The sequence below is a fragment of the Microcoleus sp. B3-D7 genome (genome assembly GCF_036705305.1).
Lineage (GTDB): Bacteria > Cyanobacteriota > Cyanobacteriia > Cyanobacteriales > Microcoleaceae > Microcoleus.
In genome coordinates this window covers 67,200-79,741 of the sequence record NZ_JAUBUE010000034.1, presented here as the reverse complement: position 1 = coordinate 79,741, position 12,542 = coordinate 67,200, and the positions used below count along the sequence as shown (strand labels likewise).

The following is a 12,542-nucleotide window of genomic DNA, read 5'->3' as shown; positions in this document are numbered from 1 at the left end:
ATCCTCAAAAGTATAAACAGTTAAAGCAGCCTGATAAAACTCGATCGCCCTCTCCAGATTATCCGCTCGCGAACCGTTGATTCTGTCACTGTAGGCATTAGCTAGGTTGTTTTGAGTCGTTGCCCATTTTTCGGGGAAAGCCTCAAAAGTATGGACTGTTAAAGCAGCCTGATAAAACTCGATCGCCCTCTCCAGATTATCCGCCCGCGAACCGTTGATTCTGTCACTGTAGGCAGCAGCTAGGTTGTTTTGAGTCATTGCCCATTGTTCGGGGAAATCCTCAAAAGTATGGACTGTTAAAGCAGCCTGATAAAACTCGATCGCCCTCTCCAGATTATCCGCTCGCGAACCGTTGATTCTGTCACTGTAGGCATTAGCTAGGTTGTTTTGAGTCGTTGCCCATTTTTCGGGGAAAGCCTCAAAAGTATGGACTGTTAAAGCAGCCTGATAAAACTCGATCGCCCTCTCGATATTATCAGCCCGCAAACCGTTGATTCTGTATAAGTAGGCATTAGCTAGGTTGTATTGAGTCCCTGCCCATTGTTCGGGGAAATCCTCAAGGGTACGGACTGTTAAAGCAGCCTGATAAAACTCGATCGCCCTCTCGATATTATCAGCCCGCAAACCGTTGATTCTGTCACTGTAGGCATTAGCTAGGTTGTTTTGAGTCATTGCCCATTGTTCGGGGAAATCCTCAAAAGTATGGACTGTTAAAGCAGCCTGATAAAACTCGATCGCCCTCTCCAGATTATCCGCTCGCGAACCGTTGATTCTGTATAAGTAGGCATTAGCTAGGTTGTTTTGAGTTCCAGCATATTTTTCGCTCCCGGGTTGCCGATTGTTTAAAACTATTTGAAAACCAGTAATGGCAATTTCAATATTTTTCGCTCTATTGCCGCGCGGAAAGTCACTAATATGAATACTCAAATTTACAATAAGGCCGACAATGTGCTCAATTGCTTCGGGATGTTGGGCAATTAAATTGTCGGCTACTTGGTGTAAAGTCTCGGCAAAACGGAGATTGAGGAGATGTTGGCGCTGAGCCAGCATCGGGTAAATTACGGCAACACCACTATAGCTTTCTTCTGCTTGCAGTAATTCTAGGATAAAGTTTACATACTCTTGGGGATTTTCATCTTCAGAATTATCGCTATCTCCGTCATAGTTCATTCCCAAGAATTGCCCTAGCTGACTGGCCAAATTCCGTAAAAAATTAGCGTGATTTTCCTGTCCTTCCTCTGCCAGGTTGTCTGCTACTACCTCGCAAACTTGCAGAAACCCCGAATCTACCAATTCTAAGTTATCCTGTAAAATCTGCGGTTCCTCACCGTTGGGGCAAGTCAGGAGTGTCTCAATCAATTGCAGATAAGCTTGGGTGCGGGTTTCTTCCATTGTGGGGAGTTGTCAGTAACACAGATGTTTATTTACCATGATTCGTCGATGGGTGGCCAGAAACCGGATTTTTTCGAGAATATTTGGTTACAGGCGAAGAGATGGGAAAAAACCCGGTTTCTAAAGTTTGTGAACCGCAGATGTCGGCGGATATACGCTGATGGACGCAGATGAATTTAGTCGATAGGGGCGGGTTTATTAGTTTGTTGGTTTTCGGCAATTATTGTGAGTAAAACCCGCCCGTACAGGATAAATGGTAAAAAACCGGGTTTCTTCTAATTTTGCGCTAATTCTGGCGGCCGCCCCATCAAGCCTGTCATCAGCCGCAAGGCTAAAAACCTCACTGGCGGAATTGTCCGCAAACACCACAATCCGAAGCGGCGAAATGCTACAATTGGCAGCCAAGTATTGGAAAACAATCTGTCTAGAAAATCTGTAAATCCTAACACGATTAAATTCTCTTTTTTCCGCCAGTTGTGATACCGTTTCAATACTCGCAAGTCGCCGATGTCTTCGCCTTTTTGGTGGGCTTGCTGCAAGATTTGGGCGATCGCCCCTGCGTCTCGAATGCCCATATTTAATCCCTGGCCGCCGACGGGATGGCAGCAGTGGGCGGCGTCGCCAATTAGTGCTAATCTGGGCAAAACGTAGCGATCGCTCTGCATTAACTGCACCGGAAACAAAAAGCGATCGCTCTCCAATTCCAAACGCCCTAAAAGCCCGCCCGTGCGCTGTTCCAACAAAGTCAAAAACTCTGTTTCATCCATTTGTTGCAAAGCTTTTGCTTCCGCGTGGGGTGCTGTCCAAACTACTTGACAGCGGTTCCCCGGTAATGGTAAAACTCCCATCGGGCCGCTCGGCCAAAAGCGCTCAAAAGCGATATCATTGTGCGGTTTTTCTGCTTTAATAGTGATAGCAACGCAGGATTGCCAGTATTTCCAGCCGCGAGTGCTGATGTTGGCTTCGGTGCGGATGCGCGATCGCGAACCGTCGGCGGCGACTAATAATTTGGTGCGAATTGTGCGAGTTTCGCCGTTTTGTTTGACTTCTATTTCGGCGCAATCGGTTAAATATTTTACCTCGACTACTTCCGCCGGACAAACCCAACTAAAATTCGGGTTTTTTGCCAAAGATTCTTGCAAAGCTGACAGCATGACTCCGTGCTCGCCAACGTAACCTAAAGCTGCTTTTGGTACGGGCAATTTGCCAGTATTTCCCAAATCCGGGCGGTGGAATTCGACGACGCCGGGATAGTCGCCGTCGCAGAGGCTAATTTGCTCGAAGGTGGTGATTTGCGGCAAGATTTGCTGCCACACGCCGATACCTTCTAAGATCATTCCTGATAGCAGGGTGATTGCATAGGCTTGTTTTTTGGCTGCGGCGGCGGCGGGGAGTTGGGTTTCAATTATTGCTATTTTTAAGCCGGAATCTTTTAAGGCGCTGGCTAAGGTGGCCCCGACTATGCCGCCTCCGACGATGGCTATGTCAAAGTCGAGTGTCGGTGTTTCCGTGGAGGCTGTGGTTGGAGAAAGTTGGTTTACAGGCATTTTCAAGGGATTTTGTCAAAGTTAATTGCATTGTTACTTTGTTATTGTAAAGAATTATTTCGATTTAGGGCGATCGAGAAAAGGAGACTATCGGCATTCGTGGAAATCAAGGTTTTCAGACTACGATCTCAAAATGCAAGTCCTAGATGCACTCGCTACTTCAGAAACCCGCTTTCTTCCTATATTTCTCGTCACTCAACGCAAAACTCGTAGAAACCGGGTTTCTAGCCCCCCCGATGGGTCAGCCCTGAAACTAATGACTAATGACTCATGACTAATGACTCATGAATGCTGACCATTTCCTTTGTGTTTTCGGCAGCCAGCGCTGATACTTTCTGGCAAAGAGGAATCTCAATGACAAACTCTGCACCTTCCCCGGGCGCGGAAATACACTGCACTTTGCCTCGATGTTTTTCAACTATAATCTGATAGCTAATTGACAGTCCCAAGCCGGTGCCTTTGCCTACGGGTTTAGTAGTATAAAATGGGTCGAACAACTTGTGAAGAGATTCTTGATTGATTCCCATCCCGTTGTCGGAAATCCGAATTTTTACTGTGTCTGAATTCGCACTGGTGCTAATCCGAATTCTGTTGGAAATAAAAGATAGTTCTTGTGAAGAACGCTTGCTGTTGTACTCTTCGAGGGCGTCAATCGCATTTGCTAAAAGATTCATAAATACTTGATTGAGCTGACCTACATAGCACTCAACTTTGGGAAAAGTCCCGTATTCTTTGATGATCTCAATCGCGGGACGAATTACATTAGCTTTGATCCGGTGCTGCAAAATTAGCAAAGTGCTTTCGATTCCTTCGTGAATATCTACTCGCTTCATCTGCGATTCGTCGAGTCTGGAAAAGTTGCGTAAGGATACAACTAAGTCGCGGATGCGATCGGCTCCTACTTTCATTGATTCCAGAATCTTCGTAAAGTCTTCCATTAAGTAATCGACTTCAATATCTTCGGCTGCTTCTACAATTTCCGGAACGGGATTTGGGTATTTTTCCTGGTAAAGATGGAGCAAACCGAGCAAGTCTGTGGCATATTGGCTGGCGTGGGTGATGTTGCCATAAATGAAGTTAATCGGATTGTTAATTTCGTGGGCGACGCCGGCGACTAGCTGCCCGAGAGAAGAGATTTTTTCGGTTTGAATTAGTTGAGTTTGAGTTTGGTGCAACTCGTGGACAGCTTTTTCGAGCTCGGCTGCTTGCGATCGATACTGTCCCTCGGACTGCTTGAGTGCTTCCAAAACTTGGACTCGATCGCTAATGTCGGTGTGAGTGCCCACCCATTCGCGAATGCTGCCGTCTGCTGCTAAAACTGGAACTCCGCGCACCCAGAAGTGTCTGTAGCTACCGTCTGCTGCCCGCAAACGGTGCTCGACTTGGAAGACACTTTTTGCTTCGACTGCGCGCATCCAAGCTTGCGCCGTGATCGGGCGATCGTCTGGGTGAATTGCCGAAACCCAGTCGTCTGTAGCTTCCTCCAAACTTTGACCTGTATATGCCATCCAGTCGATCGGCGCGATCGGCTTTCCCTGGGCGTCTCTCATCCATACCAGTTGCGCGGTGGCCCTTGCGAGCGATCGATATCTTTCCTCGCTCAGGCGCACAAATTCTTCGGCTTGTCGGCTGGCTGTCACATCGCGCAAAATAGCTGTGAATATGATTTCGCCTGCTACTTCGAGTTTGGAAATAGAAGCTTCGGCGGGAAATTGCGTACCGTCTCGGCGGCAGGCGAAAATTTCTTTGCGGTTGCCCATTTGTCGGGCTTGTTTAACGCCGCAGCCGAAATTGCTGACAAGGAGACTGTGAGGAGTGGCAAAAGCTTCGGGCAACAGGAGGCTCAGGGATTGCCCGATCGCCTCAGCAGCCGTCCACCCAAAAATCCTTTCTGCACCTTGGTTGAACAAGATAATTTTTTGCTCCGCATCCACCGAAATAATCGCGTCGTCGGCAATTTCTACAATGCCGGCGAAACGAGCTTGAGACAGTTGCAGCGCTTGTTCAGCTTGTTTGCGATCGCTGATGTCGCGGGCGATCGTCGAAATGTATGTGAGTTTGTCGTCCGGTGCGGAGTGGGAGATGAGGACTTGGCTGACGGGAATTTCGAGTCCCGATGTTGACAGGAAGGTTGTTTCTCCGCTCCAAACGCCCCCGGAAACAGCGGTGGCGATCGCTTCATTCAAATTGCTGCGGGCTGACGCTGGCGTGAATTCTGCAACTTGTAGGTTGGATATATCTTCGTTTTCGTCTATACCCACCATTTTTCTGCCTGCTTTGTTGATGTAAATGGCGCGTCCTTCGAGGTTGCAGATACCTACAAAATCCGGGGTTGCTTCCAGAATTGCTGCCAGACTTCTGTTGGCGATTTCGGCTTTTTTGCTTTCAGTAATATCCCGCGCGATGGTAACTATACCGCTAATATTTCCTAGTCCGTCCCGGTAAGCACTTTTTGTAGAAAGAAATGTCCGCAAATTTCCTTTGACTGGCAGGTCTTCTTCGATCGCTTGCGTTGTTCCCGTTGTCATAATTGGGCGATCGGTTTTTATAATTTTGTCGGCTATTCCCGGGTGAAATAACTCGCTGTCATCTCTGCCGATAATGTCATCTACAGACTTGCCAATTATACTGGCTCCCGCAGCATTGAGCATCAGGTAACGGCCCTGAATATCTTTGACAAATAAGGCTGCTGGCGTACTATTTATGACGGCAAGCAACAGGTTGTAGTTTTTTTGAAGTGCCTGCTTGGTTGTTTTAGTGTCGAAAATTTGCTCCTGCAATTGCTCATTAGCGAGTTGCAGTTGGAGAGTCCGTTTCTCAACTTGAGTTTCTAAGTCTGATTTAGCTTTCCTAATGCCCAATTCCGCTCGATAGCGCTTCCGGTCTGCGGTGCAAAGAGTTTTGGCATTCTGCCAAATCAGAATTGTAAAAATAATCACGTTCAATACGCTTAACAGCGATATCCCTACCTCCGGCGTGTAGGCTTGTAACCGCTCTCCAGATAGGATGAAATAACCGACTAAAGGCGGGATAATGATTGCCCGTGGCAACAAGCGCCTCGCCATGATGCCGCCCGCGCGATCGCTGGTCATTACTGCTATCAATCCTCGGCCTGGACTGGCAAATAAAATGCCGAAGCTCAGCAACATAAATCCTGCGGAAGTGTGCAAAGCCATTCCTGTATAATTGCCAATTTGGTAAAATAAAGCTTTGTCGTAGAAATAGCCTATCAAACCCATAAATCCAATTAAAAATGCTGAACAGCTTAATATTTGAATCCGCAGGTATTTAGGCCGACGTTCTGACAGCAGCAGCAGCGCTGTTCCCAGCAATAAAAAAGCACAAGCAGTATTCGGCGCCATGCGTCCTGGTGTGCCGGGGATGGTCACGGTATAACTTTCTTTAAATACCAGTTGGTCGATGCCTAAGTCTAAATTAAAGCTATATTGAACTAGGGTTAATAGGCTAATTAATATAATTAAAAATGATGGCAATAAAATTAATTTTTTGTATTTTTTGTGATACTTTTTTGCTGTTAATTTGGCGTGCCGGATCTGTTGGATGAATAGAGAAAACCCGCCCAAAATAAAGCAGACCGCAGTATTGGCTTTCATGGTCACGAGTCCGGGCAGAATGCTTTTTAACATTTGCAGATCGAATATCCAACCCAAAATGACTGTACAGCCGATCGCCATTACTGCAATACTCGCTTTTTTGGCAAAAGACTGGACGGCAGCCATTCGGGTTGAGGGCGTTTGCCGTTGTTGTGCTCGTTCAAAAACTTCCAATTTCTCGATCCCTCTAATTATTGGGTTTCTACGTATCTAAGGTAACAATAAACACTCTAGTGATATTGTTGCCCGCTATACAAAGCTGCTTAAGATTTTCTAAAAGCTGCTTAGCATAAAACATGAGTTATTTTATCTAACTTTAGATAGATAGTCAAATGAAGGTGGAAGACTCTTATGTAGAAGGCATCCGGCAGCATCCAATAATTTTTGTTGGTGGTAAATTTAAAAAAAATTCCTTGTTCCTTGTTCCTTGTCCCTTGGATCTCGGAAATTCGCGCCCGATTCATCGGCAAGACCGAGTGTTATTACTCAGTACATGGAGGGATAATGGTAGCGGATGAATCACTCTGTAACAAGATCACTCGGATTGTAAACCGGGTGCTGTGGCTGTGGGAAATGGGGCATAACAGATAAGACTCGGCGGTTGAAACCGCTACTACAAAAACAAAGTCCCAGCAGAGAGGGACTAAAGAGGGCATATTAAAGTCGGATTTGGTAACTGTCAACTGTCAACAGTCAACTAACTCCCAAATTTTGAAGTGCTTGCAAAGCTTCGATTGCTGAGGGGTAACGCTGGGGGAAAGCGTATAGCACCATCTTGTCTAAAACGCGAGCCAATTCCGGGGTGACAGTTGCATTTTTCTGCCAGATGAGATTCCCTAAATTATCAACTCTGAGTTGTTTCGGGCGCATTCCTGTCAAGGCTTGAATCCCGATGATCCCGACAGCATAAATGTCGCTGCACAGTTTCGGGGAACCGATGGCTTGTTCGGGGGGAATGTAGTCTTGCTGAGTACCGCCGCGCGATTTCGTTTGACCGATGCTGTTTTGTGAAGTGTTGATTTCTTTAACGGCCCCAAAGTCAATTAATACAATTGTGTTATCAGATGTGCGCCTGATTAAGTTTTGAGGGTGAACGTCGCGGTGAATTACATCTTGTTTGTGAACAAAGACAAGCACTTCCAAGATATCTTTCAGCAAAGCAATAACCTGATGTTCTTCCCAGGGTTGACCTTCGATTAGTTCTTGATACAAGGGTTGCCCTTCGATGAATTGATAGACTAAATAAAAATATCCATCTTCTTCAAAGCGAGCTAACAATTCTGGTATCCGATCGTGTTGGCCCAATCGATATAAAAGCCGCGTTTCTCGATCGAATAGGTGGCTGGTTCTCTCACACTGGCTTTTCAGGCGCTTGACGAGGCACAAAGGTCGATCGGGCAAATTTTCATCTTCAGCCAGATAGGTATCGCTGTACTCGGTGCTGACCAAATGTTCTCTAATTCGGTAACGCATCCGCAGCAGCTTTTGCAAGATCGGATCGACAGAATTAGCTGGTTGTGTGCCTTTTTGTACAGCTCTCATGATGCAGTCCCAAAGATTTGCTCCGACGACTCTTTCTTCTTGTCCAATAATTTCTGCTTGCTTCAGTATCTTGGTGAGGTCTTTCCACAAGTTGTAGCCGACATACCGCCCCAGGTAGCCCACTGTGTACCCGCGGGCGATCGGATCGTTTTGCTGAATTTCTTGATAGGTCAAACCCCCTACAACGCCGCGAATTATCGACTGTTGCAACCGACTTAGGTGTTTTTCCGTTTGTTCGTATACCAGATTGTCCAAAAACAATATTGCTTCTTCTACTGTCATAGCTTCATATTTTAAGTGATTTGTACAGGAGCCACGCATTTTTATATCCCTAGATTTCTGTTATATATGATTTCTCTTAAATTTGCTAGATTGTCTACTTATTGAAATATATTTTTACCAATATGACTTTTATGACTTTATGTTATGAATTTTATGAATTGACGTTTTAAGTAGTTACTGGTACTATCTCAAAGACAACTTTTAACTAGAGAGTACATTGCCAAATTAGGGTCTCGCAGATTCGACTTTACAACTCCAAACATCAGAAACGAGTGTTGTCAATTAATAGGTAAATTAATCATGTCTATCTTCAGTACCGCAACCAGCTTCCCTGTCGGCGAAGGGCCGAGTGACGTTGTTGTAGCAGATTTTAACAAAGACGGTAAGCCAGATCTCGCCACAGCCAATCAAGGAACTAACAACATCTCGATTCTGTTGGGGACAGGCACTGGCAGCTTTGGCACTGCCAACAACTTTAACATCAGCTTTACGCCCATAAGTCTGGCATTAGGGGACTTTAACAGCGACGGCAACCTCGACATAGCTTCTGTAAAGACGGACAGCGCAGATGTAGGTCAAGTAGCCATCCTGTTGGGAAATGGCACAGGTAGCTTTGGCACTCCCACGAGCTTTGATACGGGGGAAGCTGATGGGAAGTCAGAGTATGGCCTTGGTGTTGGTGCGGGTGACTTTAACAGCGACGGCAAGCTAGATTTAGTTACGATAGGCAATAACAATCTATCGATCCTGTTAGGAACTGGTACAGGAAGCTTTGGGGCTCCTACTAACCTTAATGTTAATGGGTCGAATTCGCGGTTTTTCGCCGTGGAAGACTTTAATGCTGACGGCAAGCTCGACTTAGCTTTCATAGACTCTTCTGATAATGTATCGATCCTGTTGGGGACAGGGACAGGCAGCTTTGGGACTCCTACTAAATTTAAGGCGGGGAACGATCCGATCGGGCTCGCCACAGGGGACTTCAATGGGGATAACAAGCCAGATTTAGCTGTAACAAACATCGGCGAATCTAAAAACGTATCAATCCTGTTGGGGACAGGGAAAGGCAGCTTTGGGGATCCCACTAACTTTAATGCGGGGGACTTTCCCAATAGTGTTGCTGTTGGGGACTTTAACAGCGATAACAAATCAGACTTAGCTGTGACGAGCAATGGTATCTCCATTTTGTTGGGAAATGGTACGGGCAGTTTTGGTGCGCCCGCCAACTTTTCGGCTGGGGAAGATCCCTTTGTCATTGCTGTTGGGGACTTTAATGCTGACGGCAAGACAGACTTAACTACGACAAACGATACTGAAGAATCTAGCTACGTCTCGGTTTTGCTCAACAAAAACGATGATGTAGCGGATGGTAGCGGCAATGAGGACAATGATACGGCTGGTGTTTCTGTTAGTCTTACCGAAACGGAAGTTACAGAAGGCGGCGCGAATGGCAGTTACCAGCTCAAATTAAAGTCGCAGCCAACAGCCCCCGTTACCATCACTCTCACAACCAATAATCAGATTCAGCCGATCGGCCCTGTGACTTTCACTCCAAATAATTGGAATGTTGCTCAAACCGTTACGGTAAAAGCTGTTGACGATACAGTTGCCCAAGGTACAGACAGCGCTAATATTACTCACACTGCAACCAGCACTGATGCTAAGTATAACGAAATTTCGGTGCCAGGGGTGAGAGTGGCGATCGACGATAACGACACTACGCCGACACCGACGCCGACACCGACGCCAACGCCAACGCTAACGCCGACACCAGTCACGCCGACGCCAACGCCGACGCCAACGCCAGTGACGCCGACACCAGTTACGCCGACACCAACGCCGACGCCAGTTACGCCGACACCAACGCCGACGCCAACGCCAGTGACGCCGACGCCAACGCCGACGCCAGTGACGCCAGTGACGCCAGTGACGCCGACACCAGTCACGCCGACACCAACGCCGACGCCAGAGACGCCAGTGACGCCGACACCAGTGACGCCAGAGACGCCGACACCAGTGACGCCAGAGACGCCGACACCAGTGACGCCAGAGACGCCGACACCAGTGACGCCAGTGACGCCGACACTAGGGACGCCCCCACTGATACTTGCAACTCCAGACATTATTATTAATCCACCAGCGGGATTAGTCACTTCAGAAACAGGTGGCACAGACCAATTCACTGTCAAACTCAACAGCCCACCTACTGCTGATGTGAGTATTAATTTTAGTACCGATAGTGTGGGAGAAGGAGTAATTTACAGGCCAACTGTTACCTTCAATTCTACTAATTGGAATCTATGGCAGATCGTGAGGGTAACAGGCGTTGATGATAGTGTATGGGATGGAGATCAAAATTACAGTATTATTGCCGACCCTGCTGTTAGCGCCGATCCCAATTACTCCGGGTTAAATACATCAATTATTTACGTTACCAATACTGACGATGACGATCCTCTTCTTCAGACGACCGTTTCTAGTATGAGCGACGGCTTTGTTATTGATGGTTACATCTCCGGTGCAACCATCTTCCTAGATGCTAACAAAAATGGCATTAAAGATAGTAACGAACCATCAACTACTACTGACTTTAACGGTGCATATCAGCTCGATATTCCCTTGGAGACTTTCGACAAAAATAAAAATGGGAAAATCGATGCCGATGAAGGCAATTTAGTTGCTTTTGGTGGGACGGATACTGCGACAGGTTTGCCGCTGGAAATGCCTGTTTCTGCACCTGCGGATGCTAATGTTGTCACTTTGTTAACCAGTTTGGTAACTGATTTGATGGCTGGGGGAATGACGCAGAGTGAAGCCGAGTCAAAAGTTAAATCTACTCTGTCTATTCCTGCGGGAGTTGACTTGAGCGACTTAGATCCGATCGCCTCTACAGCAAAAAATGAGCCTGGGGGCGTTGAAACTCTAGTCGCCATGACAAAAGTCCACAACGTCATCACCCAAACCAGCAGCCTCATAGACGGTGCATCTACGGCGGACAATGCTGCGATCGTCAAAGCTGTTGTCGGGGCAATTAACAGTAAAATTAAATCCGGTGGTTCCCTGGATTTGAGCGATGCGGCACAGGTAGAAAGCATTATCGAGCAATCTGTTGCCAAGGTCAAAGAAATTGACACCAATCTCAACACTGAAAAACTTTCCCAAATTTCCCCGGAAGCTGCGAAGGTAATGGCTGAGGCAAATCAAAGCACGGATAAAGTTAAATCTAACTTTTTGCCTGAGTTTATTCCCTCAGAAATTGCCAAAGTCCAAAAGGTGGCATTAGGTGAAAGTTCGATCGCCCTCGAAGAAGCGGCCGCTGGCACAAAACCAATCGCACAGGTAGTTTCCGAAAATACGGGCGAATTTTTAACTGCCAAAATTCAAGGTAATCCAGTACCGGAGCAACCCGCGGTTCCGGTTGTGCAAGGTGATGTGGAACTTGTCAATACTTCTCCTGAAATTCTCGGTGCTGAGGGCAAAAATCTTGTCGGTACTGATGATAGCGATACTTTAATCGGCGACAGCGGTAACGATTTTATCAGTGCCAGAAAAGCTAGCGATTCCCTCGATGGTGGCGGCGGCAATGACACGATTTACGGTGGGCGGGGACTCGATACGCTGACAGGTGGCAGTGGCGATGATATCCTATTTGGAGGCCGCGGTGCTGACAGTTTGGACGGCGGTATCGGCAATGACAGTTTGTACGGTGGCAAGGGAGAGGATACTTTGCTTGGCGGTTTGGGAGATGATTTTCTCAGCGGCGAAAATGGCAACGATTTTCTGATTGGAGGTAGCGGGAGCGATCGCTTTTTGTTAACTCCAAGTATCGGCTCGGATACGGTGGTTGATTTTGAGGTGGGTATCGATAAGTTTGCCCTCGATAACAGTTTGACTTTCCAGCAGTTAGAAATTAGTCAAACTGCGGGAGGAACAGTGCTGAAAGTTATATCCACCGATCGAGTTTTGGCAACTGTGACTGGGTTGAATAGTTCGATTACTGCCTCGGATTTTGTGTTGCTTTAGATTTACCTCCAGCGTAGGGGCAATCCTGTGGTTGCCCTCCTAAAGTTCTTCAGTGGAAATCAGCGGCAGCAATTTGTATTTTATTCAAGCAGAACCAGAAGTTACAGATGTCAATAATAAGGACTAAAGTGTTGACCACAAAAAA

5 protein-coding genes are annotated in these 12,542 nt (G+C 46.8%); 1 reads left to right on the top strand and 4 read right to left on the bottom strand.

Annotation, left to right across the window (positions count from 1 at the left end):
* The 4 genes from QUB25_RS21005 to QUB25_RS20990 all read right to left on the bottom strand — a co-directional run.
* Positions 1-1,392: tetratricopeptide repeat-containing protein (locus QUB25_RS21005; protein WP_333185669.1), on the bottom strand; the 1,392-nt coding region annotated here is incomplete at its 3' end.
* Between the two features lie 275 nt (positions 1,393-1,667).
* A complete protein-coding gene (locus tag QUB25_RS21000; protein WP_333185667.1) occupies positions 1,668-2,939 on the bottom strand; it encodes an FAD-dependent hydroxylase in 1,272 nt (423 codons plus the stop codon).
* 260 nt (positions 2,940-3,199) lie between these two features.
* Positions 3,200-6,727: a PAS domain S-box protein gene (locus QUB25_RS20995; protein ID WP_333185665.1), complete on the bottom strand. Its 3,528-nt coding sequence runs from the start codon at positions 6,725-6,727 to the stop codon at positions 3,200-3,202.
* A gap of 519 nt (positions 6,728-7,246) precedes the next feature.
* Positions 7,247-8,377 carry a serine/threonine-protein kinase gene (locus tag QUB25_RS20990; RefSeq protein WP_333185663.1) on the bottom strand — a complete coding sequence of 377 codons (1,131 nt, stop codon included), beginning with the start codon at positions 8,375-8,377 and terminating at the stop codon, positions 7,247-7,249.
* A gap of 300 nt (positions 8,378-8,677) precedes the next feature.
* On the opposite strand from QUB25_RS20990, the gene QUB25_RS20985 reads away from it, so the two are divergent.
* On the top strand, positions 8,678-12,397 hold the full coding sequence (locus tag QUB25_RS20985) for an FG-GAP-like repeat-containing protein (RefSeq protein WP_333185661.1): 3,720 nt from the start codon (positions 8,678-8,680) through the stop codon (positions 12,395-12,397).
* Positions 12,398-12,542 lie beyond the last annotated feature (145 nt).